Below are 2,009 nucleotides of genomic sequence, written 5' to 3'. Positions count from 1 at the left end.
GATTCAAAGGAAAACAGAGACTTTTGGAGAAGATACAAGTGGACTTCCCTCCTCGAGTATTTCTAGTTTGGTCACTTGAAATCTTCTCGATTTTTGGGGGTGAAGTCCTTTTTTATGCTCTGTTAACCCTTGTCATACAAGGCTTTATAAATCTGCAAAACGCTCTTTATATTAAAGTGTGGAGGAACGTATATGTTTACTCAATTAAAACATGCACGAAAGTGGATCGACAAGGAAAACAAAATAGTCCAGGTAACAATTACTCTGGTTGGTAATGAAGACTTTCTCATGGTGGCAAATGTTGATTTAACGAACAAAAGTGTAGATATAGTACAAGGTGATTATGATTCTATACCCCGCCATGATCTTATGGATCGATTCATTCCACACGAGCAAAGACATGAACAAAATATTCTCGAACTTACTCAACTGTGGGCAAACAAAGGAGATGAATCTTAAACTATTATTAACCCGGATTTCGACGATGTGTCCTCATGAACTGGTGTGAATAATTGAAAAGTCGCTCCCCGTATGGCTCAGATGAGTTTGTCAAGAACCACATCTTCGCTAGGAAGGAGCACCTTTTGGGTGAAACAATATAATGATACACGAAGCCAGTTTGTTCGTAAAAGCTCTACAATTCATACTCGCTACGATTTGAATGCCGCCACCTCCTTTGGCGGTGCAGCTGGTCTCATAGATTTTGTTTTGGGAACGGGTATTGACAGGAAGTTTTGGGTACATGGATTACGCAAGGGCAGAAACACCCAGTTCCACATGGACGATATTGCTCTGACCGTCATTTTCGGTTCCTTGCTGGGGCAGGAAGTTAGAGTCTCAGGTAGTGGTGTAAATTCCACGGCTAGATCTTGACGAAAAAGCCATCGAGTGCAATCTACTAAAGGATACACTGAGTTTTGGCGGTTCAAAGGTCGTTACCGAGTGGTCAAAGGTGGTCGTGGATCGAAATTTCAATCCACGCATCCCTCGCGGGATGCGACTAATTCGGGATAGCATCGATTCTTGTCTTGAATACATTTCAATCCACGCATCTCTCGCGGGATGCGACCTTATCAACCGCCAACTTGCGCATGGCTCGGGATATTTCAATCCACGCATCCCTCGCGGGATGCGACCCGCCTGTTAATCGACACTGGCATGCGTCCTGGCATTTCAATCCACGCATCCCTCGCGGGATGCGACCTGTGCTCGGTATCAACTGGATCCGTTCCTGAAGATTTCAATCCACGCATCCCTCGCGGGATGCGACCTGGACAGTCCATGTACCAGCACCGTCGAATCGGTATTTCAATCCACGCATCCCTCGCGGGATGCGACCGGGCCGCGTTTACTTTTACGATGACGACGACATATTTCAATCCACGCATCCCTCGCGGGATGCGACTAACACGTTGCTACAAAGCTCTCCGCTATTCATATTTCAATCCACGCATCCCTCGCGGGATGCGACCAGTTTCTGGTTCTACCTGGGTAAAGCTTACAGGAATTTCAATCCACGCATCCCTCGCGGGATGCGACGCACGATGGCTGCAACTTCTGGCGCACCATCCGACATTTCAATCCACGCATCCCTCGCGGGATGCGACGTTCGGCGTTGCCGACACAGTGGGAGATGTTTGATTTCAATCCACGCATCCCTCGCGGGATGCGACTCATCGATTACAAACCCGGCGCCTACGGTGACAAAATTTCAATCCACGCATCCCTCGCGGGATGCGACTGTTCGATATCAAGGTCTGCGAACCGCTACTTTGATTTCAATCCACGCATCCCTCGCGGGATGCGACGGGGACGACCAAGCCCGCGTGGTCCTGTACATGCGATTTCAATCCACGCATCCCTCGCGGGATGCGACTGGTAGCTCGTCAGAATGGTAGCTCAGTACCTTTATTTCAATCCACGCATCCCTCGCGGGATGCGACGGGGACGACCAAGCCCGCGTGGTCCTGTACATGCGATTTCAATCCACGCATCCCTCGCGGGATGCG

At 49.0% G+C, this 2,009-nt stretch carries 2 protein-coding genes and 1 CRISPR repeat array; both genes read left to right on the top strand.

The genetic code is table 11. From position 1 onward, the window contains the following. Window positions 1-192 precede the first annotated feature (192 nt). Window positions 193-459 (top strand): hypothetical protein, encoded by a 267-nt coding sequence (locus J3482_RS19930; protein ID WP_021295571.1) that lies wholly within the window; start codon window positions 193-195, stop codon window positions 457-459. 129 nt (window positions 460-588) lie between these two features. Continuing rightward, window positions 589-873 carry a hypothetical protein gene (locus J3482_RS19925; protein ID WP_206923052.1) on the top strand — a complete coding sequence of 95 codons (285 nt, stop codon included), beginning with the start codon at window positions 589-591 and terminating at the stop codon, window positions 871-873. Between the two features lie 95 nt (window positions 874-968). Further along, window positions 969-1,943: a CRISPR direct-repeat array (repeat unit 33 nt; unit sequence ATTTCAATCCACGCATCCCTCGCGGGATGCGAC). Between the last annotated feature and the right edge of the window lie 66 nt (window positions 1,944-2,009).

Source organism: Alicyclobacillus suci, assembly GCF_017329615.1.
Classification (GTDB): Bacteria; Bacillota; Bacilli; order Alicyclobacillales; family Alicyclobacillaceae; genus Alicyclobacillus; species Alicyclobacillus suci.
The sequence above is the reverse complement of the archived record's forward strand: the minus strand, read 5'-3'. Positions and strand labels throughout refer to the sequence as shown.